The organism is Cumulibacter manganitolerans, assembly GCF_009602465.1.
Taxonomy (GTDB): Bacteria; Actinomycetota; Actinomycetes; order Mycobacteriales; family Antricoccaceae; genus Cumulibacter; species Cumulibacter manganitolerans.
This window is the reverse complement of the sequence record NZ_WBKP01000052.1, coordinates 1-21,545: the sequence shown is the minus strand read 5'-3', so window position 1 is coordinate 21,545 and position 21,545 is coordinate 1. Positions and strand designations below refer to the sequence as shown.

Here is a 21,545-nt window from a genome sequence, read left to right as displayed (position 1 = left end):
CGATCCCAGGCCGTCGACCCCACCGCCGATGCCGAGGAGGTGACCGAACCCGAGCTCCAGGCCCTCACGGCCTAACCGACACGCCCAACCGAGGGATCAACCTCGTACACCACCCCACGGGACTTGACCGAACGGGACGCCGTTGAAGCGGCGACACGTGACTATGCCGAGCGGGTGCTCGCTACAGGAGATGGGGTTACTTCCACGACGTGGGGTTCCTACACCGTACGTGGGAATTTCCACGCCAAGACTGTCAGGGACCCCTCGAGCCCTTGGGCGCACACACGTTGGGTCTGCAACTCATGCTTCCAATACGCAGATGAAGAGCACGAGCGAGAAGAGTGCCATAGATGTCGTGACTGGTCCTCGTGCGGATTGAATTGCACGCTGTCGGCTGTCAAGTGTGCAGCCTGCGACACACGCATGGGTCTCTAACTAAGTTCGCGGCATTTTGGTCTCGACGGCGCTCGAAAAGTGGACAGTTTCAGTCTGGCGAGCCTTGCCCGGTCTTGATGCTGGGCAGGGGGTCGATGCCTCGGTCGCGGAGCCGGTAGGAGGCGCCTTTAAGGGCGATGACGTCGGCGTGGTGGACGATGCGGTCGATCAGCGCAGAAGTTCGTCGCGACTTCGCGGCGACCGGTGATGGCTGACTCACCGATCCAGATGCTTGAACTGGATGCCTCTCGATACGAGACGGTTAGTCGGTCTCGGTCTCGGTCTCGGTGCGCCGCATCATAACTTCGAGCACATCGGCTATCTCGCGTTGAAGAAGCACCGGCACTCCGAGCCCGTCAAAATTCTGAGCGGCGAGCCATGCCAGGGCCTCCGTACGTGACCATTCGTCGACTCCGATGAAGTCGGCCAGGGCAATGGTTGCTGTGCGGGACAGACCCAGCGACATGAGCACGACCTCGCTCGTGCGGGAGACGCCGAGCTCGAGCATCATCGCGTAATCAGGTCGAGTAGCGGTTTCCAACCCGAGCTCAGTCGAGTACACCTCGAGCAGATCGGCGTAGCAGGCGAGGTACTTCGGCGCATGGAACCTTGCGATCGATTCGATGTCTCGCATGACGTCTCGGATCGCCCTCGCGGAGGTGAGCGACGCGTTGAACGAGAGCCTTTGATCGATCAACCGAGAGAGGGGCATGCCCTTCATCCAGTTGACGACGAGGTTCGCGAGTTGCCACTTGCGACGATCCTCCCCAGAGCGGGGCGCGCCGAAGACGCTTGTCATCGTTGCGCCGATCCGCACGAGCGCCTCTTGGAATCGGGCTCGAGCATCGGGTTCCTCGGGGAGTGGCAATTCGAGCTCCGTCGGCGTCTTCCCGGATCGCCGGAAGCTATCCAAGAGCCGCTCCATCGAGATGGGCGCGATCCCAGTGTGCCGAGTGACGATCTCGACGGGGATCGTGAGATCGGTCGCCGCGCGTACGACCGCGGACTCGACCTCGCTTCGTTCCGATTCCAGAGGAATACGATCGAGAAGGGACTGGATGGACTCGCCGGCAAGGTGCCGCGAACACAGGTATGCGAACAGGCTTTCAGCGGCGCTGTCGTCGTGCACTTCATCGACGGAACGCGCGAAGGCGAGCAGCCCCGACGCGTCGTCGAGCCCCGTGCTGACTGCTCGGGTGATCTGTGAACGCTTTCGCACTCGCGGCAGGTTGGGCCACAGGCTTTCATCGTCAGTGTCGATGCACACTACGTTGCCTGTGAATTCCTTGCCCCAGCGCCCGGCGCGTCCCGCCAGGTTCCAGAAGTCGCCTTCGCGGAGCGGATTACCGGGCCCCTTCTGAGGGTTGCGCATGAAGATCGTCCGGCAGGGGAGATTCACGCCCTCCAGCAGCGTCGACGTGCAGATCAGGTAATGGATCTTGCCTTCTCCGAAGAGGCGCTCGATCTCCGTTCGCACCACCAGCGGCATGTTCCCGTAGTGGAAGGCCACCCGCCGGGCCAACACGTCGGCGAGCAAGTACTTGCTGTGCACCGCGGTCTGGATCAGGTCCCGCAGATCGTCGATCTCCGTGTCAGCTTCGGCCAAGGTCGGGAGCTGCTCGTAGACCGCCTTCGCGACCTTCTCGGCTTCGCTCGGGCCGTTGACGTAGATGACGTTCCCTGGGGTGTTTCCGGCCAGCGCATGAGCCACCAGTGCGATGCGCATTGGCACGGTCGTCGCGCGTTGGGCGAGCACGAGTTCGCCGACTCTGTGACTGTTACCGTCCGACACCAGGGATACGGCTCTGCGCTTAGGCTTCCGGTTGATGTGCTCGACCCATAGGAGGTTCTGATTGACGGTGACCGTCTCGGAGACGAACGAGTCGGAGCGCCGGTCGGCGGGCGCGTCTTCGACCAGCAGTTCCGGGTTGGAGCTCAAGGGGCTGGCGAACAGCACTTGCGCCTCTGGGCTGCGCCGAATGGTGCGCTCGATCGCGTGCTGGAGAAGAACTCCCCGTGCGTCACCGGCGAGCGATTGCGCTTCATCGACGAAGAGGAGGTCCACGCTAATAGACGGAAGGAGCTCCAGCACCAGGTGGAGCCTCTCCTGCGTGACGACCAGGACCGTCCGTGACGACTCCGCGAGGTCGGGGTCCCACGGCATGGTGAAGACGTCGACGTCCGACGGCACCTCGTGCCGGAGATCACGCGAGACTTCCTCGATCAGGGCGCGCGTCGGCACGAGATAGACGAGCGTCAACGGGCCCGCCTGGCGCGCGACCTCCAAGAAGTGCTCCCTGATGATGCGGGACTTCCCAGCGGAGGTCGGAGCCGACACGCTCAGCCAGTCGTTCGTCTCTACTGCTTCCCAGAACTTCCCCTGGAACGGATTGACCGGCAGCACACGGCCGTCGGAGAGGCGGACGGAGTAGTCGATACGGCTTCGGACGACCTCCATCCGGAGCGCACCCGGCAGACGTCGCCAGGCGTCGGCCGGCAGCCGAGCCCGGGACTCCGCCAGCTCCACGGCCATGTGGTTGCCGCTGCGTTCGAGCAACGCGGCAGCGGCCGCCTTGTGAGCGGCCTCCGCATCCGAGGACAGCATGCACGCCGTGGCGATTCGGAGGACCGCGGACTGGGCGCGCTCAGACTGAGCCGACGTGATCGCGCTGGCGTAGAGCAAGGCGAACCCCCAATCGATCGAGGGGGTCTCCTCATCCCACTCCACCGTCGTGAACTCTGAACTGACCGTCAGCTTGCGAGCGGACTCGAGCACGTCTCTGAACTTGTGCGAGGCGAAGACGATCTCCTCGAGCGCCGTGCTGGTGGTCACTTGGCCCCCATCCGCTTCAGGACCCGAGCACGCAGATCGGCGACGTCGGGCATGGGGATGCAGAAGAGGTCGATGTTCACGCCGACGATCTCGAACTCCTCAAGCCGGGTTCCAACCGTCTTGTGCCACCGGCTGACTGCCTTCGACACTGCCTGCTGCTGGGCCTCGTCGAGAACGGCGATGTTCGGATAGTTGCCGTGGTTGAAGCCGACCAGGCAGACCCCGTTCCATCGCACCTTCAAAGTCTTCGGGTTCGTCTCGTCGAAGTACTCGAGCAGATGGGCCGCCAGCTGGATCTGAGTGACGTTGAGGTGATCGCGCACCAGGAGCAGGTCCTGCTTCCGGCGCGAGTCTCCATCGGGCCGGAGGTAGGGGGCGATGCTCTCGAAGCAGGCGCGGAACGCTTCCGAGCTCGACTTGTAGAGCTTCGACTCTCCCCAGTGGATGTCCAGAACCTCGTCATCCGCCAAACTCGCGTGGATGCCGTCGGAGCCGTGAACATGCACTTCGGTGTTCGTCTTTAGAGCCATCTTCGAGATCAGCTGCGGTCGCTGTAGCACACGTTCCATGAGCAGGAACAGGAGGAGCTCGCCGCCTTCTCCTGAGCCCTCCGACTTCACGAACAAGTTGCGGGCCTGCTCATCGAGGCCCATGATGGCCGCGGTCGACCGAGTCTCCTCGTACTCTGCGAACGCGCGTTCGATCTTCGAACGCGGTATGCAGAAATCCATGGTGGCGGACGCCATCGCTCCTGCGAGTTGCTCTACAGCAGGAGTCCCGTTGGCGTCGTGCGCAAGAAAGTGCGTCCGCACGAGAGTCGACGTCCCGGGAACTGTGACTGCGTCCTCGAAGGCCGGCAGGAAGTTGATCAGTGAGCTGCTTGTGCCCCGAGCCAGCTCGAGGAACTGTTCGACGACCGCCGCTTCATCAACCATCACGCACCCTTGACCCCGCACCACGTCCCCGCGGACGGGCAAGAACCAAGGATATCGGCGCGGCCGGACATTTCTGGCGACGCCACTCGACTGGGGTGGTGCTTCAAGCGTCAGACCGACCTACGAGGGCAGCTCGTCGGCGTCGAGATCGGTTGCCAGTGGGCGGTTGAGGCGTTTTTCGCGTGCGTGGACGTGGTGAACGATGGGTGTTACGTCGAGCATGTGGTCAATGAGGTGTTCGAGGAAGGTGCCGGCGCGCAGGTCGGCGGGGACGTCGTCGTTTCGTACGGCCACGGTGCTGCCGGTGTCGTCGTAGTCGACGAGGACGAGTCCGGTGCTGGTGTAACCGGCGCCCTTGCCGGTGTCGCGGAGCTTGCGCATCATGTCCACGGTCCGCTCGTACGCAGCGGGTTCCTCGCGCAGGATGGTGGCGCGTTGCAAGAACAGGAACCCGACGGCGGCGAGAGGGTACCGCTCGCGCAGGTTCGCGGCGTCGCCATAGGCTTCCTCGAACCGGTTGGGCAGATTCTTGCCGAACGAGCTCGTCATGGCCTTAGTGGATAGCAGCAGCTCGGGGCCGGTCGCCCAGCTGGCGATCGCGACGTCGACCTGCTTGACGTAGGCGCGCCCGAGGAACTTCGCGTCGGTGGGGCCGACCGAGGGCAGCGCGGCAACCTTCTCGGCGATCACCGCCCCAAGCGTCTTGGGCCTGATGACGTCGATGAGGGTGGAGATGTCGGTGCTCAGCACGCGGGGCTTGGTGAGGCGGGGCCAGACCGAGTCCGCGGCGAATCCGGCGCGGCGCAGCTCATGGGCGAGCCACGCGTCGATGGCCTTGGCGAACCGGCCCGATTCACTTTTCGCAGCGCCCGCCAGCGGGACACGCAGGAGCTCGACGAGCAGGTCGAAGTCCGGGCTGTAGGTGGGCGGATCCCCCATCCAGGGGGTATCGAGGTGGGCTGCGTGCAGGATGGGCTCGAAGTCGCTGAAGACGTCCGGGCGGCTCACGGCGCGACCTTCTTGCCGCGGGTGACGCGCCGGTGCCCGAGCAGCTCGCGGGCCTGCTGAATCGTGGCGAGGTCTGCTTCGCTGATCCCGAGGGCGCCGATGAGCAGGGCGTCGTCGACGAGGGCGACGGCTTGGGCGCGGTGTCCTTCGCGAAGGTGGCGCTGCGCGGAACGTTTGATCGCCCGCAACGCGTCCGCGGCGTCGGCGAGAAGGTCGGGCCCGGGGACGGGGAGGCGGTCTGCTTCGCGGGGTTCGAGCTTCAGCAGCCCGCCGCCGTAGGCGCGGCCGACGATTTCCGCGCCGAGGGCGGTGAGGGAGTTCAGTGCCGCGAGGGGGAGGAGCTCACGGGCGACGTCTTTCTGGGCGTGCTCGTGGAGGTAGAGGCCGTGCACGGAGTTCAGGTGGTGCACGCCGACGGAGTTGGTGGCGAGTGCGGGGGTGTCGGAGTTCATGTAGGTGACGAAGATGTCCGGCGCGGCGAGCAGGGGAGTGCGCCACCACGGCGTGCGGACTGTGCACTTGTAGGCCTGGTGGACGCCGTCGCGTTCGCCTTCTTTGATCTTGCGTAGCGCGGCTTTGGATGGTTCGCCGGCAGGGCGGAACAGGTAGGTGGCGGCGCCGGCGTCGCGTAGCGCGTCGAGACGGTAGCGGGTCAGGTCGAGCGCGCGCAGGTGGCGGCTTCCTGGTGGGGAGAGCGGGACGTAGTCCGTGGCGGGGAGTCTGCGGCGGCGGATTTCGTCGGCTGTCATGGCGAAGTACTTGTTGTTGCCGGTGACCGCGCCGAGGGAGGTCTCGCCCCAGTCGTGCAGGGTCGCGAACAGTGGTCCGGTGGTGGCCGCGTCGTATGCGGCCGCCGCGGCGGGGCTCAGCAGGGAGGCCATCCAGCGGCCGCCGTTGGCGTCGGGCTGCCAGATGCGGCCCTCACCGAGGGTGGCCAGGGTGGCCGCGTTGCAGGTCTGGAACAGCTCGAACGAGCTCGAGGGCCCGTTGCGGTAGCCCGACGCCAGGACGAGGACGACTTCCTCCAGCGCGTCGGGGAAGACCCGTTCGGCGAACACGACGAGCTGCACGGTCGCGAACTGGGTCAGCAGGTACTCGCGGACCGGCGCCGCGTAGTTCACGGTGAGCAGCTCGGCGGGCAGGACCAGGCCGAGCTTGCCGCCGTCGTTGAGGTGGCCAGTGGCGTGAATAGTGAAGGCGGCCCACATCGAGGCCAGCTCGCTCAGCTCGACACCGGCCGCCGCGGCGGCCGCGCGAGACTTCGCGCGCCCGGACCCGGCGTGGTCCTGGTACCGCACGAACGGGGGGTTACCGATGACCGCGTCCGCGCGCGGTTCGGTCGGCATGTCGAAGAAGTCGCCGGGGACGATCCGCGCCGCGATGCCTTCAGCGGCGAGGGACGCTTCGGCGCGGCGGGCGGATTCGGGGTGCAGCTCCACGCCGCGCAGCTGCACTTCGCGGCCGGCCGCGGCGGCCTGGGCGCCGGCGGCGTGTAGGAATTCCGCTTCGCCGCAGGACGGCTCCAGGATGGAGTCGGGTTGGCCGGCCAGTGCCCACGCGGCGATGTAGTCGGCGATCGGGCGGGGGGTGAAGAACGCCCCTCGTGCTTTGCGCAGCGCCGGGGTGTCGATGACGCTGCTCATGCGGCCGGGAGGTCCTTTGCCTTGTTGCGGTCATCGACCGCGCGGTAGATGGTCGCTCGGGAGACGCCGAGCGATGCAGCGATGTCTTGCACGGTCAGCTCCTTGGCGTCGTAGAGCTGCAGCGCGAGAGTGCGTTTGTGGCCGGTGAGCTTCGGCTTGCGGCCTCCTACTCGTCCGCGCGCGCGGGCGGCAGCGAGGCCGGCGTGCGTGCGTTCGACGATGAGTTCGCGCTCGAAGGAGGCCAGGGCGCCGAAGAAGTGGAAGACGAGCCGGCCGCCGGCGCTGGTGGTGTCGATGGCTTCGGTGATCGAGCGGAACGCCACGCCGCGCTGCTCGAGTGTGGTGACCGTGTCGATCAGATGCGGCAGGGAGCGGCCCAAGCGATCCAGTCGCCACACGCACAGCGTGTCACCGGGGCGCAGGTAATCCAGGGCCGCGGCGAGCTGCGGGCGGTCCGTCTTCGCGCCGCTGGCGACGTCTTCGAAGGTGCGTGAGCATCCCGCTTGCTGCAGTGCATCCCGCTGCAGGTCGGTGTGCTGATCGCCGGTGGAGATTCGCGCGTAGCCGATGAGCTCGCTCATGGGCTGATCGTCTCAGAACCCACCGACATCTCAGCGGATGAAACGCTGGTTGCGGACACGACTTCTGACACACGTATCGGTGGTGCTGGCGGCAGGGGAGCGGGGCGTGTCGTAAACGGTCCTATATGCGACAGCTGCCACGGGTGGAACTATCCGAGTGCCTCAGGGATGGTGTAGTTGCCCGTCTGGTTATCCAAGGACATCGCGTCGACTACCGCGTCGGCTTCGGCTGGGTTTCGCGACGCTAAACCCAGTTTTACGCTTATCAGGAGCGCTCCCTCGACGGCCGCCAAGATGTTGCGCAAAGATGCCGTCTCATTTTCCGTTGGATCATCAGCATGCTTTAGGGCTTGGAGTGATGAGCGAGCTCGGACTAGGGAAAGCGCAATCGCATCGTGTAGAGCGGGAACCTCGTCCGCACTGGCGCCTTCCGCGCGGCGGATCGGCGAAGCGCCAAATATGAAGCAGAGCGCCTCACCGCGTTTCGTTGGCACTCGTTCGCCCGAATCGTTAATGCGAACGTAGGGGCCGTCATTCCTGAAGTTTGTTTGCAGCCACGCGAGCACTACATCCTTGGGCATTGCCTCGCGAAGTAGGCGATCGATCAGTTCGACGATTGAGTTTGCCGCCTGTGATACGCCATCAACAGAGTGGTCTAGCGCTTGCCGCGCACCCCGAACCTTCCGCACAAGACTGGCGTTTACCCGCGCGATCTGGTTGCTCGAGTCGGCGCTGACGAACGCCCGGAAGTCCAACGTAAGTTGCTCCACATCCTTCGAGCTGAACGGCGCGGAGCTGGCGATACTGATCGTCTCACTATCTATTCCGAGCCATTGGACCACCTGCTCGCCCAGCAATCGATCGATCTCAATCACCGCGCTCAGAAGCTTCGCCTCGGCACCTGAAAGGTTGCTCTGGGATAGATCGGCTGGGGTGAGCATCGAGATGGCATCTTCGATCGCGACGGAGTAGGGCATGAGGAGTCGCACGCCCCGTCGTACGGCAGCCGTAACAACGGCCGCATCCTCGAGCACTGCGCGTTCTAACTCATCCGCGAGTTTCGCGCCGAGCAACCGCCGAAGGAACATTTTGGCTGAAGATGATCGGAACCTCCGCGCCCATTCCCGGGCATCACCTTCTTCCAAGACGGACTGAAGTCGGTTGAGCTCATCGGCGACGCCGAGTGCGTCCAGGTCCTTGTATCTATCCTGGAAGACATCACCCAAGCGTTCCTGCCAGGGACGTTTATCTGCATCGTCTGTGAGGGCGTGACAGACGGTGACGAGCACATCTATTAACGCGACGAGGCCATCGCTAATGCGAAGAACGTCGCGCGTCCGTGCCGGTAGGAGCACCAGTTGCCGGGCTGTCTGAGATGACTTCGTCTCTGTAAAGGCGTAGTTCATGGAGCAGTCGAGGAGCGGATGAGGATGTGCTGCAGACAGACGCCGGTCGATACCGCTTCGCTCTTCACATTGGTTGCGGCTCTTCTGTCGAGGCTAGGGTGGAGCACCTCAACTACCGCCCTCGCGGATTGTGGTGGCGGGGTTCCGCAGGGCGGTGGTTCTACTGACAAACCGCCCTGTGACGGCGCTTCGATAGCCACGGCCGTTGCTTGATCTGTGAACAGACACAACGGTGCTCCGAGGATTTCGTGCAGTCTTTTTAAGGCTGACGTACCGACCTGTTCTTGCGCTCCGTGCTGGCATCGCTGGCCTCCATTGCCCGCGTGGGCCTTTACAGAAGCACGTGGAAAGCGAGTAGTGTTGGTGGCCTACCGTCCAAAGTAGAACCAGCCTCGGCATACTTCGCCCATCTCGGCGAGGTGCCGAGGTTGTGTGCTTCACGCCATAGTCTAGGCCCTGCCCCCGACAAACGACTGCCAACACATGAAGTTATCCACAACCACATATGGGTGGGAGTAGGTTTCCTGACCCCATATGTTGCGGATGCGGCTGGGTTCATGGAACGGCAGCACGCGGACACCCCTTCTGTCCGGCGGGATCGCCATGTGTCGCGCTCTGCCATGATCTGGGACTCACCGGAGGTATCGCGATCCGAATACTGGATCGCCCCGGACCTCTCCGGCGCGCCCAGCGAATCGCGGCTACCTGCCCAGCCCTGAACTAGCCTCCAGTTGCAGTGAGAGTTGATTGCCTGACGATGGGGGTACGACCGGTGCGGGGGAGCGGTGACGGGTTGGGCACTGCAATTCGGACGTATCTCGGCTCTGCCGGCCCGAGACGCTGGCTGACGTGTGATTGCATCAAGGAAGCGCTGACGGTACCTTCAGTGCAGTGACGCCGATACCAAATTTATGCTGTCTGACCTGCGAAAATGTCATAAGATAAATTATCGGCGTCGGTCAGTGCGGGTCGGTCCAACCACTCAGCTCGTGTCGTCTGGAGTGAGGTGTCAAATGAAGCTCGGCGTCATCCTGGCACCGGAGAACCTTTCGCAACTTTCGTAATTGCGCTATGGTGGTTGGGTCATCCTGATCGGCGAGGAGGTGGGACGAGTGAGCGCTGCATCTTCGAATGTTGTTAGCCCTGAGCCTGACAATGCTGAGAAGTTGGCGGAGGTCCGCAGTTTCATCGAGCGACATGAAGAGCGCTATGGAGCTGTTCCCAAGCCGGCATTCTTCCTAGCTGGTGCGGGTGAGGGCGACCGGGTTGAGCTCACTGAGCAGGTGTACGGGATCCTCAAGGGGGTTGTCGCTGCTTTGAGTCGCGGACAGTCGGTCAGCATCCTGGCGCGCGACCAGGAGATCTCTACACAGCAAGCTGCCGAGATTCTTGGCCTCAGCCGACCGACGATCGTGCGGCTCATCGACGATGGCGAACTGGCGGCCCATGTCCCAGCGGCTACGCGGCGCAAGCTCCGCCTGGCAGACGTGCTCGCTTATCGCGAACAGCTCCGCGAAAAGCGAAACCAGTTCATCACTGACAGCTCGGCGGCGTTCGAGGACATCAACGAAGACGACGCCAATGCGTTACTTGCCGAGGCGCGACGCAGACGTTGATCGGACAGTGTCTGCGAGACTAGCCGCATGTATCGCGCCGTCCTCGACACCTGTGCGCTCGTGCCAAGTCTTCAGCGCGACTTCCTCCTGCAGCTCGCGGCCGAGGAATCGTACTCCCCGCTGTGGGGTTCGGGCATTCTCTACGAACTGGATTACGTGCTTGCAGGACTCGATCGCAAACGCGGGATCCAGTCCAGCGAGTCCCGCAGGCAGCGACTTTTTGAGCAGATGAGGCACGCGTTTCCCGGGTCGGAGATTGAAGCCCCGAAAGATCGCAACTATGACTACGGTCTGTGCGACGAAGACGACGGACACGTCGCTCATGCGGCCATTATCGGTAAAGCCGATGCGATCGTTACCGACGACAGGCGCGCAGGATTCGATACGGCAGAGGTGCTGGCTCAAGCGAGCATCGAGGTCGTTTCGCCCGCAGAGTTCGCGGCTAACACAGTTGCTGCGCACCCCGAAGCCGGGCTCCGCGCATTACGTGAGCTGTCGAGACGCCGCACAGACCCGCACCAGCGACCCGAAGAGATACTGGCGCTACTGGTGGCGCGCAACAGCATGAAAGGGGTCGCAACCATTGTTGGTCCGCTGCTAGAGATTCAGCGCCCAGGTTGACCCCGCGCCGGAGGCGATGGCGGGCCGGGGACCATACTATTTGGATAGTGCCGAACTATCCAAATAATGGCCGTCGATAGGCCTTCGAGAGTGGTCTTCCGGAAGGTGCTGCGCGGCGGCGGTTTCGTGCGCGGCCGAGGACGGCTTCAACCCTTGGCGTTCGGCCGAGGCGTCACGCCGTCATTCCGGCCGTCGACGCATCGGGTCGACCGGCGCCACGAGCGACATAACTGTCGGAAGGTACATTCTCGGCGTAGTGGCTGCGCCAGCGATAGGCCAGCACTCGGGCTAGAAGATCGACCGGGCGTCAGGCGCGACATACTCGCAGTCCGGTACGTCGCGACCATAAGCGTCGCCAACATCGACCGCTGGCTCAAGCGACTTTCGTAGCAGGACCTAGACGTCCGCCAAACGGGGTGAACCCCAAGGTCTCCTCGAGGCTGAGCTCATGGCCGATCCAGATCAGGTCTCGACCCGTCCTCGGTGGCGTTCGAAGTGCCCGAGATCAACCATGACAAACACCGCGTCGGCCGTCGCCGCCGCATTTCCAACGTGGTCCTCCATCGACGCATCGACCTCAATCCTTCTGCCGGTAATCGACAGCACCCGCGCCGACAACTCGTACTGCTCTCCTAGTCGCACCGGTGCCAGGTACTGCACCGTGAGGGAGCGAGTGACAGCAGGCTGTCCGACGAGGTAAGGGAGGAATCCGAAAAAGTCGTCAAAGACAGCGGCGACAGCTCCTCCGTGGGCTATTCCGGGCGCACCGACATGCCTCCGATCGAAGACGTGCGCGGCAACGATGCCGTCGCCGTTACGGCGTACCTTCAGCTGATGCCCGTGAGGGTTCTCCGGACCACAACCAAAACATTGCTCATGGTGCGCCGGAAAGGATTCTCCATCGGAGACATTGCGTACCCGTCCGTGCCATCGGTTCCAGGGACTCCGGATGTCATTCACCTGCGTTTCCTCTCATGATCGCGAGCCCCGGGGCGGTGACGGCTCGATTCTTCACGGGGACCAACTCGGCCCCCATCTGGCCATCGGCGCGGGCAACCACAGGAAGCGGGCTCACTCGCTTCGAGCGCATCGCTTGCTTCGGACAACCGAAGGCTTGCGAGGTGGCCGACTGCAGAGATGATGACCATCTGGTCGCGGGGCCCGAACCGTCACCGCTTGACGCCGCCGGTGAAGTTTCGTGCCCGTGCGAGTGTGGTGAGGGCGGACTTGTAGTCCTGGACGATAATGGCCCTGCCGCCGAGCTGCGTGGCAGCGCCCCCTGCCGCGAGAGTGCTCTCGTACGCCTCGACCACTCGGTGTGCCTCGGCAACCTGCTCCGGTTTGGGACTGAAGGCGTCGTTGATGATATCGACGTGCGGCGGATAGAAGGTCGTCATTCCGGTGAAGCCGAGTCGCCTCGAATAGTCGACCGCTTTGGACACCTGGTCGAGGTTCTTCAGCTGCGGAGTCAGCGCGAAGTCGAATATCGGAACACCGAACGCCGCACCCGAGAAGACCAGCTTGGACTTCGCATAGTGATAGGCGTCGGCGAACAGCCCGTCCCCTTCGAAGGGGGTGATACCGGCATCGACGGCAAGGTCGAAGGGCCCGAACAGCATGCCTACGACGCTCGGACTGGCTGCGATCGAGGTCAATTCGAGCACACCCCGCGCGCTCTCGATGATCGGAACCAAGTTCGCAGTGGCACCAACGGACTCCAGGATTCGACGTACCTCGCCCAGCTCGTCGGCCGTCTCCACCTTGGGATAGACGATGGCTGTGGCCCCGGCGCGACCGAGAGCCTTGAGGTCATCGCCGCCATACGGCGTGCTCAGGCTGTTACACCTCGGCAGCAGGAGCTTCTCGCCGAGCTCATCCGCGTCGGCGATCTGCCGGACGACGCGCTCGCGCGCCTCGCGCTTGCGATCGGGCTGAACACTGTCCTCGAGATCGAGCAGCACGGCATCGACAGGCATCGCTGGGACCTTCGACCACTTTCGCTCATCGAGGATCGGCGCTTCGAGGATGCTCCGGACAGCGGCAAGCGGGCTTTCACGCATGTTGATTCTTTCCTAGTACGACTTGGGTAGGCCAAGGGACGACTGAGCGATGAAGTTGAGCACCATCTCCCGACTGACGGGGGCTGTGCGCATCAGCCGGGTGACGAACCACAGCTCGGAAAGGCCGTATTCCTTCGACAGCCCGAGACCACCGTGCGTCTGGATCGCTTGGTCCAGGGCCTTGAGGGAGGCGTCGGATGCCGCCAGCTTCGCGATGTTCGCGCTCTCACCTGCCGGCAGCCCAGTGTCGAACAGCTCGGCGCTGCGGTACGTCGCCATACGAGCCAGCTGGACTGCGACATGTGCCTCTGCCAGGGGATGGGCTAGACCTTGATGAGCTCCGATGGGCGTCGACCACACTTGACGCGTACGGGCGTAATCCGACGCCTTCTCCAGGGCATAGCGACCTACTCCGGCGCAAATCGCAGCGACTGCGATGCGCTCCGGGTTGAGGCCGTCGAAGAGCAGCCGGAGCCCATTTCCCGCGGCACCGATCAGTGACTCAGGACCGACGGTCACCTCGTCGAGATAGACCGTGAACTGTCGGTCAGGCGAGATCACGACGGTCTCAAGTCGCTGATAGGTCAGCCCAGGAGTGTCGAGGGGAATCAGGAAGAGCGATAGAGAACTCCGCTCAGCGGTGGAGTTGTCGACGTCGCGGGCCGCGATCAGGATCGCGTCGGCCTGATCGACCGCTGAGATGAAGTACTTCTGCCCCGAGATGGCCCAGCCGGAGCCTTTCTTGCGCGCGGCCGTCTGCAGCTTGTGGCTGTTCGATCCCGCGTTGGGCTCTGTGAGGCCGAACGCCATCTTCTTCGAGCCGTCGGCTATGCCGGTGAGCCAGTTTGCCTTCTGCTCGGGCGATCCGTGAAGGCTCAGAATCGAGCCGCAGATGACGGCGGATACGACGTACACCATCATCGGCATGCCGTGCGCAGCGAGCTCTTCAAGCACGACGGCAGATTCCCCCATGCCGCCGCCACCGCCGCCGAACTCCTCGGGGATATTGACTCCGATCAGTCCCGCTCGACCGAGCTCGTCCCAAAGCTCGTCGACATTGCCGTCACGCCGGGACGCCTCCAAGAAGTAGTCCGGGCCGAACTTGCCGGCGATGGCTGCCACGCTGTCTCGGATCGCCTTGTGCTCGTCCGATTCAGCAACGAGTCCGCTACTGATCACCGCCGATCACCTCGCCTTCCTTGAGTGCTGAAATCCGGTCGGCGTCCATGCCGAGCCATTCGGACAGCACCATGTCGTTGTCTTCACCGAGCGCGGGACCGGTGCGCCATACGCTGCCACCGTGCCGATGCAGTTTCGGAATGACGCCCTGCATGCGGACCGGGCCCAGCTGCTCGTCCGGGATCGTGATGATGTCCTCGCGCTCGGCGTAGATCGGGTCGTTCACGATGTCCTCGACGTCAAAGATCCGCGATGCGACTACCTCGGCCTCGAACATCGCCTTGAGCGCGTCGTCCGTCGACCGCTCCTTGGCCCAGGTCGCGAGCTGCCCATCGAGCAGGTCCGCGCCGTCCCGCTGCTGCTCGACCGTGCGGAAGTCGTCGATCGGCAGGCCGAGCAGCTTCACGACGTTGTGCACCGAGCGGACGGTCGCAGACGTGACGGTGATCCACTCGTCGTCGGCCGTCAGATAGGTGTTGACCACGGCCGCTGGCGAGACCGCAAGTCGGTTCCCAGAGCGCTGCGGTATCTCTCCGAGCTGGTCATACACGATGACCTGCCACTCGATGAGTCGATACAGCGACTCGAACAGTGCGAGGTCGATCCACTCGCCGTTGAAGTCCGGGTCGTGAGCCTTCCGGTAGGCCGCGGCGAGAACACCGTAGGCCGCCATGAGCGCCGTCACCGTGTCGGCGTGCGAGAAGCCGGTGTGGACGGGTGGGCCGTCCTCGAAGCCGGTGATATTGACGACGCCCGAGCGAGCCTCGCCCACCTTGCCGAAGCCGGGGGCATTGCGCAGGGACGTCTGCGCACCGAATCCGGTGATCTGGAGATAGATGACCTTGGGGTTGATCCGGTGCGCAGTTTCCCAGTCCAGGCCCCACTCGTCGAGCGTCGCGCTTCGTAGGTTCGTGATCACGACATCGGCCCACTCGATGAGCTCACGCGCGACCTCTCGGCCCGCCTCCTGGCGCAGGTCGAGCACCAGCGAACGCTTATTGCGAGCGGATACCTTCCACCAGAGATATACGCCGTCCTTGTGCGGCCCGATCTTGCGGCCGGTGTCGCCTGCACCCGGCGGCTCGACATGCACCACGTCAGCGCCGAAGTCTGCCAGGAGCGTACCGGCTAGCGGTCCGGCGATGACATGCGCGAACTCGACGACCTTCAACCCGGCCAGCGCCTGCTTGTCACCGAGAGGTGGGCTGGTCCGCATTCTTACCTCCCCTGCCAGACCGGACGACGGCCCTCGCGGAACGCACGGGGGCCCTCCTGGGCGTCGTCGCTGAGGTACACCTTGTCGAAGGCGCGGTCCGCCGCATCCCATGCGGCGGTCAGCCCGAGATCGTCCGTGAGATGCGCCATCTCCAGCGAGGCGCTGACGGTGAGCGGTGCATTGTCGCGAATGAGTCGGGCGAGCTCCATCGTGCGCGACATCAGTTCGGCCAGCGGGACGACCTCGTTGACCAGGCCTATCTCGTAGGCACGTTGCGCGGTGATCGGCTCGCCTGTCAACGCCATCTGCATCCACACCCGCTTGGGGATCATTCGGGACAGTGGGACCGACCACGGCGCGCCGCGGCCCACCTTGACCTCCGGCATTCCCATCTTTGCGTGCTCAGCAGCAATCACCAGGTCTGCCGACTGTGCGACGAGGAAGCCCCCTCCGAAGGCGATCCCGTTCAGTGCGACGATGATCGGCTTCGTGACCTTGACGTTGCGGTGCGGGATGGGCATGAAGTCCGGGGGCGGGATCTGTGTTCCAGCGCCGGCCATCTCCTTGAGGTGGATTCCCGCGCAGAAGGCCTTCTCGCCGGATCCCGTCAGGACGATGACCTTCACGTCATCGTCCGCTTCGGCCTTCTGGAGGCCGCTACGAATGCCGTCACGGATGGGCTGCGACAAGGCATTTCGCGCGGATGGGTCATCGAGGGTCAGGACGACGACTCCGTCATCGACCGCATAGTGAACCTGGGCAGTATTCATCTCAACCTCGCATGATGATCGAGTTGCGCTCGGATAGGGGCTTGCGGTTACGGCGGCGGTAGAGGCGTAGTCGTTCGGCGATCTGCTGCCGCAGTTCGTGCCCTGGGATCACATCGTCGATGTACATCTCGGCCGCTGGGCCCCACACCCCGATGTCTCGGGCGTACTCCTCTTGCTTCTGTGCGATGAACGCGGGCCGTTCTTCTTCGGGCAGTTCTGCGATCTTGCGGCCGTAGATGGCCTGGACTGCGGCCGCCGGGCCCATGAGCCCGAGCATCGCCTGCGGCAGCGCGATCGTGCAGTCCGGCTGGAAGGTCGCGCCAGACATCGCCATGTAGCCCGCGCCGTATCCCTTGCGGAGTACAACGCAGATGCGTGGCTGCGTCGCCTCCGCGACGGCTTGCAGCATCTTCTGACCACGGCGGATGATCGCCGCTTTTTCCGAGTCACTGCTGACCATGAAGCCAGGGACGTCCATGAGGAACACGAGCGGGATGTTGTACGCGGTGCATGTGGAGATGAACTGTGCTCCCTTCTCGGAGGAGTTCTGCATCAAGATTCCTCCGAGCTTGCGGGACTGGTTGGCGACGATACCGACCGCGATCCCTTCTATCCGGGCAAAGCCGGTGACGAGCTCACCAGCGTAGAGTTTCTTGATCTCGAGGAAGGATCCCTCGTCGATAACCGCATCGATGACCTTGTGGACATCGAACGCTTTACCTTCCGCGGCCGGTACGACGTTCTCGATCGCCTCGCCTCCCGGTGCGATATCGATGGGGTCGATGTCACCCGGTGTTTCGCGCCAGGAATCGGGCATGAAGGCCACATAGTCCTTGACGACCTCCAGCGCTTCGTCTTCGGTCTCAACGAGGATGTCACCCAGACCGCTCTCTTTGCAGTGCATCCGGGCGCCACCCATCTGCTCGTGGTCGACATCTTCGCCCGTAGCGGCCGACGCCTGGCGCGGCGATCCGAGGAAGACGCTCGTCTTGCCATCGATCATCACGACCAGATCACAGAAGGCAGGAAGGTAAGCGGCGCCAGCGGGTGACGGTCCGAAGTTGACGCAGATCTGCGGCACGACGCCGTTCATCCGGGCCATGTTCCAGAAGATCCGTCCGGAGTGCGTGCGATCGAGATACAGACCGTACTGCTCGTTGATCCGAGCGCCGCCGGAGTCGACCAGGTAGATCATCGGGATGCCGTATTCGAGTGCGACTTCCTGGATCCGCTGGATCTTGTAGATGGTCTTCGTACCCCACGTCCCGGCCTTGACCGACATGTCGTTGGCCATGACAGCGACCTTGCGGCCATTGATCATGCCGACCGCCGTTACGATGCCGTCGGCAGGCAGCGCTGGGTCATCGTGACGCGCAAGGATCCAGTCCTCGATTCGGAATCCCGGATCGAGCAGCTGTTCGAGCCGCTCACGGACCTCCATGTGTCCGCGCTCACGCAACTCTTCCTTGCGACGCGTCGGGCCGCCTTCTCTGATCCTGGCACGGAGCGAGTCGACGAGGGCGTCTGCGGACTCGACTTCTGAGGTGACGGGGCCTGTCGTCATGAAAGCTCTCCTTCTCGGTTTCGCTCGCCCATCTCGCGTAGCTTGAACTTCTGGACCTTGCCGGTCGGTGTAGTGGGGAGCTGGTCGGCACTGATAAAGCGGACGACATCCGGGACCTTGAAGCGCGCGAGGTGCTGTTTGCAGTAGGCGATCACCGCCTGCTCGCTCAGCTGCGCGCCGGGCTCCAGGATCACGTAGGCGCATCCGATCTCACCCATCCGCTCATCGGGTAGACCGACCACATACACCTGCGAGACGTCCGGCCGTCCGGATAGCAGATCTTCGACCTCGCGCGGCGCGACGAGCTCAGCCCCTCGCTTGTACAACTCCTTGCTCCGGCCGGTCAGGACGAGGTAACCGTCCTCGCGAACCCGTCCGAGGTCGCCCGAGCGCATCCATCCATCGTCTGTCAGCACTGCTGCGCTCTCGTCGGGCTTGTTGTAGTAGCCGAGCATCACCTGCGGGCCCGCGAGGCACAGTTCGCCCTCTGCGCCCGCAGCAAGCACTTCGCCTGTCGCCGGGTCAATCGTTCGATAGGCGGTCACGTAGCCGTCGAGCTCCGGAACGCCTGCGACATAGCCAAACTTGGCTCGTCCCACCGTCGAAGAGACGAGCTTGAGGGCATCGCCGGGCAGGGTGTATGTCGTAGAGGCCGAACTCTCGGTCTGCCCGTACGCGGTGACGATCTCACGTACACCCATCTTCGAGCGGACCTGCTCCCACAGACGAACTGGCGCGGGGGCGGACGCAGACATGACGCCGTGCAGGGACGAGAGGTCGAAGTCCGCGAGTCCGGGATGCTCCAGGATCGCTACAGTCATGGTTGGCACGAACAGCGCTTCGTCAATCTGGTGGCGCTCGATGCTGCGCAGAGCCTCCTCGGGGCTGAAGTCAATCTGAGGAGCGACCGCCCCCCTGGCGAAGGTGGTCGCCAGCAGTCCCTCGACGTAGGAGAAGACGTGATAGAGGGGCATGGCGAACTGGGTCCGCTGCCCCTCCCATAGCGCTCTTATGAAGGCCGACGAGGCGGCGGAACGCAAGGTGCTGTCGTGGGTAAGCATCACACCTTTCGAAGCACCGGTCGTCCCCGAGGTGTACATGATGTCGGAGATCGCCATCGGGTCTCCTTCGGCCTCGAGCTCATCGAGCCGAGCCTCGGTCTCCTCGTTGAGGGCACCCCGCAGATCGTCAAGCCGCCGCACGTCGCCCGGTAAAGGCTTTCCGGGCTCCGGAAGCACCCACACATGACGGAGCCTCGGCAGCTCACAGGTCGAGCCTGCTCGCCATCCGGGCGCGATCGAGTTAAGCGCATCGAGGAAGCTCTGATCGCGATAAGCATCGAGCGTGACCAGAGCGACGCTGTTCGACTGGCCGAGCACGTACCGCAGCTCTTCAGTGCGCAGCCGGAAGTTTAAGGGCACAGCAACCGCCCCGACCGCGGCGATGGCGTACTTGACAGCGGCGAACTCCGGCATGTTGGTCAGGTTCATCGCGACGTGCTCTCCCGGCTTGATCCCCGCCCGGAGCAAGCCGGCGGCGAGTTCACGCGACCAGTCGCGCAGCTCGCGGTAGCTCCACTCTCGTTCTGGCCCGATCAAGTAGGCCAGGTGAGGGAACGACCGGGCGCATTCGCTGAGGTGCTGCGTAAGCGTACGGGGACGCCATTCAGGGTGACGATCGGCGAGCACGCGGCGCCGGTGATCGAGGGAATGATCCATAGGACTACCTTTCAGGGACTGCGCAGAACTCGTTTGCTGTCAATACGGGAAGGTTCCGCCTACGCTCGCTGTCGCACGGCGTCCCGCATCCAGGACGGCCGGGATATGAGCGGCGATCTCGGCCTCGCCGAAGCGGCTCGCCGGCCCCGCGATGCCAATTGATGCGGAGACGGTCCCGTCGACGAGCATCACCGGTGCACTGATGCCCGCGACACCCCTGTCGAGCTCGTCGCGACTGATCGCCAGTCCCGTCCGCCGCGTCTCTTCGAGCGCGCGATCCAAATCCGCGGCGTCGACAAGAGTGCTAGCGGTGTAGGCGTAACGCGGCACGGTCTCAAGCTCACGACGGGCGGCTGCACTGAACGCAAGGATCGCTCGCGCTCCTGACCCCACGTAGATCGGCGTGATCTGGCCGACTCGCGCCTGCCAGATCACCGAATGGCGAGTGGGCTCGATGGCAACCATCACTCGGTCCAGACCCCTGCGCACATTCAGTGCCGCAGTCTCACCGGTGGCATCGCGGAGGTGCTCGAGTACCGGTTGAATCCGGGGCACCAGATCGAGGCCGCGAAGAGCTGCCGCGGACCAGCGAAGAACCCCCAGACCGATTCGATACCTGTCGTTGACCCGATCCAGCAGGCCCTCGTCTACGAGGTTCTGGATGAGTCGAGCGCATGTCGTGGCGGGGAAACCAGTGGCCTCTCGGATCTCGCCGACAGTCAACTCGGTGTGCTCACCCGTGAACGCGTCGAGCAACTGGAAAACCTTGCTGAGCACCAACGTCGGCTTCACCGCCGGCGTGTCTGTCTCGGGAGTGTCGTCCAAGCCACTCTTGCGCATCGCCACATTGTGGAGGTTAGATCCACTATGTGGTTTCGTCAAGGGGTAGGAGCCACTCGCAGTTCGCTAAGCCCCATGGGATGAGGAGTTAGATTTCAATGGCTGAGATCAAGGCAGAACTGACCGGCTCGGTACGGGTGGTCCAGGTGAAGGTCGGCGACTCGGTCTCCGAGGGAGACACAGTCATCGTGCTGGAGTCGATGAAGATGGAGATCCCTGTCGAGGCCGACAAGGAGGGTGTCGTCGCGAAGGTCCTGGTTGAGGAGGGAGCCTCGGTCAAGCAAGGCGATACGCTCGTCGTGCTGCGCTGAGCGGCAGCGATGATCACGCGGGCGAGAGCTAAGTCATGACGAATCTGCTGGGCGCCTGGTCGCTCATCGAGTGCATCGGCTACCGAGACGGTGAGGGCACACCCGCGTACGGGCAACCACCCTCCGGCCAGATCCAGTACACCGACGACGGCCGCATGTCAGGGTTCCTGATGGATTCCGCGTGGGCCGAGCGAGGCAGCGCGAAGGCGACGGGATTCACTGACTTCTTCGCATATGCAGGAACATGGACACGTGATGGCGACATCCTTCGCCATCACGTCTTGTTCTCATCTCAACCGGCGCGCATCGGCACCACGTTCGAGCGCACCGTCGAGATCATCGACGACGACACCATCACCCTGACGACGATCCCCGAGACGAGTCAGTCAGGTCGCACTTACGTCATGAAACTCGTATGGCGCCGAAGTTGTGTCGACGACGCTCGAAAACGAGGCCATAGCGACGGTTGAAAACGAGGCCACCCAGACAGATTGGATGGGTGATCTCTATGGAGGATTGGGCTTTGATCCGGCGGCTGGTGGCGGACGGTGTTTCGCAGCGTCAGGTCGCGCGGGATCTGGGTGTTGGTAGGTCTACGGTCGAGCGGGCGCTGGCTTCGGACCGGGCGCCGGCGGCATCGGGCGCTGATGATCTGGGTGCGGAATCTGCGCGAGTATGACGGTCAAGTCCCGTGGGGTGGTGTACGAGGTTGATCCCTCGGTTGGGCGTGTTGGTTAGGCCGTGAGGGCCTGGAGCTCGGGTTCGGTCACCTCCTCGGCATCGGCGGTGGTGTCGACGGCCTGGGATCG

The 21,545-nt window shown here is 63.7% G+C and carries 20 protein-coding genes; 5 read left to right on the top strand and 15 right to left on the bottom strand.

Annotated elements, in window-relative coordinates; all coding sequences use genetic code 11:
• Positions 1-484: 484 nt before the first annotated feature.
• The 7 genes from F8A92_RS15300 to F8A92_RS15270 form a co-directional block, all read right to left on the bottom strand.
• Positions 485-655, bottom strand: a complete 171-nt coding sequence (locus tag F8A92_RS15300; protein ID WP_323368443.1) for an ATP-binding protein — start codon at positions 653-655, stop codon at positions 485-487.
• 42 nt (positions 656-697) lie between these two features.
• Entirely contained in the window at positions 698-3,268 is a 2,571-nt protein-coding gene (locus F8A92_RS15295; protein ID WP_153506037.1) for a DEAD/DEAH box helicase, read from the bottom strand.
• Entirely contained in the window at positions 3,265-4,203 is a 939-nt protein-coding gene (locus F8A92_RS15290) for a HamA C-terminal domain-containing protein (protein ID WP_153506036.1), read from the bottom strand. The genes F8A92_RS15295 and F8A92_RS15290 overlap by 4 nt, the downstream gene beginning before the upstream one ends.
• 120 nt (positions 4,204-4,323) lie before the next feature.
• Positions 4,324-5,211 (bottom strand): hypothetical protein, encoded by an 888-nt coding sequence (locus F8A92_RS15285; RefSeq protein ID WP_153506035.1) that lies wholly within the window; start codon positions 5,209-5,211, stop codon positions 4,324-4,326.
• Positions 5,208-6,854 carry an N-6 DNA methylase gene (locus F8A92_RS15280; protein ID WP_153506034.1) on the bottom strand — a complete coding sequence of 549 codons (1,647 nt, stop codon included), beginning with the start codon at positions 6,852-6,854 and terminating at the stop codon, positions 5,208-5,210. Before F8A92_RS15280 ends, F8A92_RS15285 begins: the two co-directional genes overlap by 4 nt.
• Positions 6,851-7,435, bottom strand: a complete 585-nt coding sequence (locus F8A92_RS15275; protein ID WP_153506033.1) for a recombinase family protein — start codon at positions 7,433-7,435, stop codon at positions 6,851-6,853. Before F8A92_RS15275 ends, F8A92_RS15280 begins: the two co-directional genes overlap by 4 nt.
• A 149-nt stretch (positions 7,436-7,584) precedes the next feature.
• A complete protein-coding gene (locus F8A92_RS15270) occupies positions 7,585-8,841 on the bottom strand; it encodes a hypothetical protein (RefSeq protein ID WP_153506032.1) in 1,257 nt (418 codons plus the stop codon).
• Between the two features lie 1,112 nt (positions 8,842-9,953).
• Here F8A92_RS15270 and F8A92_RS15265 point away from each other — a divergent pair.
• Positions 9,954-10,457 (top strand): excisionase family DNA-binding protein, encoded by a 504-nt coding sequence (locus F8A92_RS15265; RefSeq protein ID WP_153506031.1) that lies wholly within the window; start codon positions 9,954-9,956, stop codon positions 10,455-10,457.
• Positions 10,458-10,484: 27 nt separating this feature from the next.
• A complete protein-coding gene (locus F8A92_RS15260) occupies positions 10,485-11,078 on the top strand; it encodes a PIN domain-containing protein (protein ID WP_153506030.1) in 594 nt (197 codons plus the stop codon).
• A gap of 462 nt (positions 11,079-11,540) precedes the next feature.
• Here the strand turns inward: F8A92_RS15260 and F8A92_RS15255 are convergent, their stop codons facing one another.
• The 8 genes from F8A92_RS15255 to F8A92_RS15220 form a co-directional block, all read right to left on the bottom strand.
• Complete coding sequence (locus tag F8A92_RS15255; RefSeq protein WP_228389484.1) at positions 11,541-12,038, bottom strand: PaaI family thioesterase; 498 nt, start codon at positions 12,036-12,038, stop codon at positions 11,541-11,543.
• A gap of 209 nt (positions 12,039-12,247) precedes the next feature.
• A complete protein-coding gene (locus F8A92_RS15250) occupies positions 12,248-13,138 on the bottom strand; it encodes an HpcH/HpaI aldolase/citrate lyase family protein (protein WP_153506029.1) in 891 nt (296 codons plus the stop codon).
• A gap of 12 nt (positions 13,139-13,150) precedes the next feature.
• A complete protein-coding gene (locus F8A92_RS15245; protein WP_228389483.1) occupies positions 13,151-14,317 on the bottom strand; it encodes an acyl-CoA dehydrogenase family protein in 1,167 nt (388 codons plus the stop codon).
• Positions 14,307-15,533 (bottom strand): CaiB/BaiF CoA transferase family protein, encoded by a 1,227-nt coding sequence (locus tag F8A92_RS15240; protein WP_153506028.1) that lies wholly within the window; start codon positions 15,531-15,533, stop codon positions 14,307-14,309. Before F8A92_RS15240 ends, F8A92_RS15245 begins: the two co-directional genes overlap by 11 nt.
• Positions 15,534-15,535: 2 nt before the next feature.
• Positions 15,536-16,303, bottom strand: coding sequence for an enoyl-CoA hydratase/isomerase family protein (locus F8A92_RS15235; protein WP_153506027.1), 768 nt, complete (start codon positions 16,301-16,303; stop codon positions 15,536-15,538).
• A 1-nt stretch (position 16,304) separates the two neighbouring features.
• Positions 16,305-17,867, bottom strand: a complete 1,563-nt coding sequence (locus F8A92_RS15230; protein ID WP_153506026.1) for an acyl-CoA carboxylase subunit beta — start codon at positions 17,865-17,867, stop codon at positions 16,305-16,307.
• Positions 17,864-19,585 (bottom strand): AMP-binding protein, encoded by a 1,722-nt coding sequence (locus tag F8A92_RS15225; protein ID WP_153506025.1) that lies wholly within the window; start codon positions 19,583-19,585, stop codon positions 17,864-17,866. The genes F8A92_RS15230 and F8A92_RS15225 overlap by 4 nt, the downstream gene beginning before the upstream one ends.
• 39 nt (positions 19,586-19,624) lie before the next feature.
• On the bottom strand, positions 19,625-20,425 hold the full coding sequence (locus F8A92_RS15220) for an IclR family transcriptional regulator (protein ID WP_228389485.1): 801 nt from the start codon (positions 20,423-20,425) through the stop codon (positions 19,625-19,627).
• Positions 20,426-20,523: 98 nt separating this feature from the next.
• Between F8A92_RS15220 and F8A92_RS15215 the strand changes: the two genes are divergently transcribed.
• Genes F8A92_RS15215 through F8A92_RS15205 form a run of 3 tightly spaced genes read left to right on the top strand, consistent with a single transcriptional unit; the run spans position 20,524 to position 21,415 of the window.
• Entirely contained in the window at positions 20,524-20,736 is a 213-nt protein-coding gene (locus tag F8A92_RS15215) for a biotin/lipoyl-binding carrier protein (RefSeq protein ID WP_153506023.1), read from the top strand.
• A 35-nt stretch (positions 20,737-20,771) separates the two neighbouring features.
• Complete coding sequence (locus tag F8A92_RS15210; protein ID WP_153506022.1) at positions 20,772-21,206, top strand: lipocalin-like domain-containing protein; 435 nt, start codon at positions 20,772-20,774, stop codon at positions 21,204-21,206.
• A gap of 38 nt (positions 21,207-21,244) precedes the next feature.
• A complete protein-coding gene (locus tag F8A92_RS15205; RefSeq protein ID WP_407643701.1) occupies positions 21,245-21,415 on the top strand; it encodes a helix-turn-helix domain-containing protein in 171 nt (56 codons plus the stop codon).
• Positions 21,416-21,545 lie beyond the last annotated feature (130 nt).

Bases quoted from the DNA above. Each gene is read 5' to 3' on its own strand.
- F8A92_RS15275 (WP_153506033.1), bottom strand. From the start codon at position 7,435: ATGAGCGAGCTCATCGGCTACGCGCGAATCTCCACCGGCGATCAGCAC.
- F8A92_RS15235 (WP_153506027.1), bottom strand. From the start codon at position 16,303: ATGAATACTGCCCAGGTTCACTATGCGGTCGATGACGGAGTCGTCGTC.
- F8A92_RS15210 (WP_153506022.1), top strand. From the start codon at position 20,772: ATGACGAATCTGCTGGGCGCCTGGTCGCTCATCGAGTGCATCGGCTAC.
- F8A92_RS15270 (WP_153506032.1), bottom strand. From the start codon at position 8,841: ATGAACTACGCCTTTACAGAGACGAAGTCATCTCAGACAGCCCGGCAA.
- F8A92_RS15225 (WP_153506025.1), bottom strand. From the start codon at position 19,585: ATGGATCATTCCCTCGATCACCGGCGCCGCGTGCTCGCCGATCGTCAC.
- F8A92_RS15260 (WP_153506030.1), top strand. From the start codon at position 10,485: ATGTATCGCGCCGTCCTCGACACCTGTGCGCTCGTGCCAAGTCTTCAG.
- F8A92_RS15290 (WP_153506036.1), bottom strand. From the start codon at position 4,203: ATGGTTGATGAAGCGGCGGTCGTCGAACAGTTCCTCGAGCTGGCTCGG.
- F8A92_RS15205 (WP_407643701.1), top strand. From the start codon at position 21,245: ATGGAGGATTGGGCTTTGATCCGGCGGCTGGTGGCGGACGGTGTTTCG.
- F8A92_RS15230 (WP_153506026.1), bottom strand. From the start codon at position 17,867: ATGACGACAGGCCCCGTCACCTCAGAAGTCGAGTCCGCAGACGCCCTC.
- F8A92_RS15240 (WP_153506028.1), bottom strand. From the start codon at position 15,533: ATGCGGACCAGCCCACCTCTCGGTGACAAGCAGGCGCTGGCCGGGTTG.
- F8A92_RS15215 (WP_153506023.1), top strand. From the start codon at position 20,524: ATGGCTGAGATCAAGGCAGAACTGACCGGCTCGGTACGGGTGGTCCAG.
- F8A92_RS15220 (WP_228389485.1), bottom strand. From the start codon at position 20,425: ATGCGCAAGAGTGGCTTGGACGACACTCCCGAGACAGACACGCCGGCG.
- F8A92_RS15250 (WP_153506029.1), bottom strand. From the start codon at position 13,138: ATGCGTGAAAGCCCGCTTGCCGCTGTCCGGAGCATCCTCGAAGCGCCG.
- F8A92_RS15280 (WP_153506034.1), bottom strand. From the start codon at position 6,854: ATGAGCAGCGTCATCGACACCCCGGCGCTGCGCAAAGCACGAGGGGCG.